Below are 2500 nucleotides of genomic sequence, written 5' to 3' on the forward strand. Positions count from 1 at the left end.
CGACAAATGATGAGGCAGGATGTCGTAGCGCGCCGCGACATCCACGACCCGGGCACCGGGCTGCAGGCTTTCAGCCACGATCCGCGCTTTCACATCATCCGGCCAATGCCGCTTGCCGCGCCGTCGAGGTTCCACGACCTCGCACCGCCCCACAAAACCCTCACCACCATCCGCCATGCAAAACCTCCATCTGCTACCGCAGACCTTCTCGCAGGCGCATCACGCGTCAGGAATACATCAAATCAATGGGCTGGAACCACCGCATACGCTTCTTGCGCTGTCATTGGGCGCGAACAACATGCCGAACATGCAAAAACCCGCCGGAGCGGGTTTGGAAGTGTCTGATATTGTTGAGGAATTAGTGTTGGTTGCGGGAGTAGGATTTGAACCTACGACCTTCAGGTTATGAGCCTGACGAGCTACCGAGCTGCTCCATCCCGCGACGCTTTGGGTTCTTGCGGTTTGCAAGGGCCCTGTGGTGCCCCAATGTGAGTATTTTGGGGTTTTGTTTCATCGTTTTGAGAGATTACGTTTCTTACTAGGTTTGGCGGTGACCTACTCTCCCACGTCTTAAGACGCAGTACCATTGGCGCGACGGCACTTAACGGCCGAGTTCGGGATGGGATCGGGTGTTTTGCTCGCGCTATGACCACCAAACCGAGAAAGAAACGCTTCCCTGAGGTTATCAGGGACACAACATCAGTCGGTTTAGCTATGCGGCTAATCCGAATGTTCCATGTTTTACACTGCCGTCGCTTTGCGACGTAGTGATGTTTGCTTTTGACTTTGTTTCCGAAGCATTAGGATTATTTCTAAACCTTGCTGTTTCTGGATCAAATCAAGCCTATCGAGCAATTAGTACCAGTCAACTGAATGCATTACTGCACTTACATCTCTGGCCTATCGACGTGGTGGTCTTCCACGGCTCTCAAGGGAGACCTTGTTTTGAAGGGGGCTTCTCGCTTAGATGCCTTCAGCGATTATCCTGTCCGTTCATAGCTACCCAGCACTACCATTGGCATGATAACTGGTCCACCAGTGGAACGTTCACCCCGGTCCTCTCGTACTAGGGGCAACTCTTCTCAAGTCTCCTACACCCACGGCAGATAGGGACCGAACTGTCTCACGACGTTCTAAACCCAGCTCACGTACCTCTTTAAACGGCGAACAGCCGTACCCTTGGGACCTGCTCCAGCCCCAGGATGAGATGAGCCGACATCGAGGTGCCAAACGATGCCGTCGATATGGACTCTTGGGCATCATCAGCCTGTTATCCCCAGCGTACCTTTTATCCGTTGAGCGATGGCCCTTCCACTCGGGACCACCGGATCACTATGACCGACTTTCGTCTCTGCTCGACTTGTCAGTCTTGCAGTCAGGCTGGCTTCTGCCATTGCACTCAACGAGCGATTTCCGACCGCTCTGAGCCAACCTTCGCGCGCCTCCGTTACTGTTTGGGAGGCGACCGCCCCAGTCAAACTACCCACCACGCAGGGTCCCGGATCCAGATAATGGACCGCGGTTAGACATCAAGAGTAAGAAGGGTGGTATCTCAAGGGAGGCTCCACGAGGACTAGCGTCCCCGATTCAATGCCTACCACCTATCCTGCACATCTCAATCCTGATGCCAGTGCGAAGCTATAGTAAAGGTGCATGGGGTCTTTCCGTCTAACCGCGGGAAGTGTGCATCTTGACACACAGTTCAATTTCGCTGAGTCCACATTTGAGACAGCGGGGAGATCGTTACGCCATTCGTGCAGGTCGGAACTTACCCGACAAGGAATTTCGCTACCTTAGGACCGTTATAGTTACGGCCGCCGTTTACTGGGGCTTCAATTCAGAGCTTGCACCCCTCCTTTTAACCTTCCAGCACCGGGCAGGCGTCAGACCCTATACGTCGTCTTACGACTTCGCAGAGCCCTGTGTTTTAAGTAAACAGTCGCCACCCCCTAGTTTGTGCCCCCCACCCACACTTGCGTGCGAATGGGGCCTCCTTCTCGCGAACTTACGGAGGCATTTTGCCGAGTTCCTTAAATGTGGTTCTCTCAAGCGCCTTGGTATTCTCTACCAGTCCACCTGTGTCGGTTTAGGGTACGGTCTTATAGAGGAGCTATTTCCAGGGACCACTCAGCAGCCCACCCAATCCGATAAGGGCAAACTACCTCTGCGATCCGTCACTACCTCACGGCTCAGGAATATTAACCTGATTCCCATCGACTACGCCTTTCGGCCTCGCCTTAGGGGCCGGCTTACCCTGCTCAGATTAGCTTTAAGCAGGAACCCTTGGACTTTCGGCGAGAGGGTCTCTCACCCTCTTTGTCGCTACTCATGTCAACATTCTCGCTTCTGATCTCTCCACCGGATGCCTTACAGCCCGGCTTCACAGAAAGCACATTGTGTACGTTATACTCGAGCATGCCCGAGCATAATTACACAGCGTCCTATATCACAGAACGCTCCGCTACCACGCATATTGCTATGCATCCTGAGCTTCGGCTCG

General features: G+C 53.8%; 1 protein-coding gene, 1 tRNA gene and 2 rRNA genes (1 of these 4 cut by a window edge). All 4 read right to left on the bottom strand.

Annotation, left to right across the window (positions count from 1 at the left end):
* Nucleotides 1-177: transposase (locus G560_RS20875; protein ID WP_022705131.1), on the bottom strand; the 177-nt coding region annotated here is incomplete at its 3' end.
* Nucleotides 178-365: 188 nt separating this feature from the next.
* Nucleotides 366-442: transfer RNA gene (locus G560_RS0117570), tRNA-Met, on the bottom strand.
* 100 nt (nt 443-542) lie between these two features.
* Nucleotides 543-657 (bottom strand): 5S ribosomal RNA (rrf, locus tag G560_RS0117575).
* Nucleotides 658-834: 177 nt separating this feature from the next.
* Nucleotides 835-2500, bottom strand: a 23S ribosomal RNA gene (locus G560_RS0117580) (it continues 1177 nt past the right edge of the window).

The sequence above is a fragment of the Pseudorhodobacter ferrugineus DSM 5888 genome (genome assembly GCF_000420745.1).
Classification (GTDB): domain Bacteria; phylum Pseudomonadota; class Alphaproteobacteria; order Rhodobacterales; family Rhodobacteraceae; genus Pseudorhodobacter; species Pseudorhodobacter ferrugineus.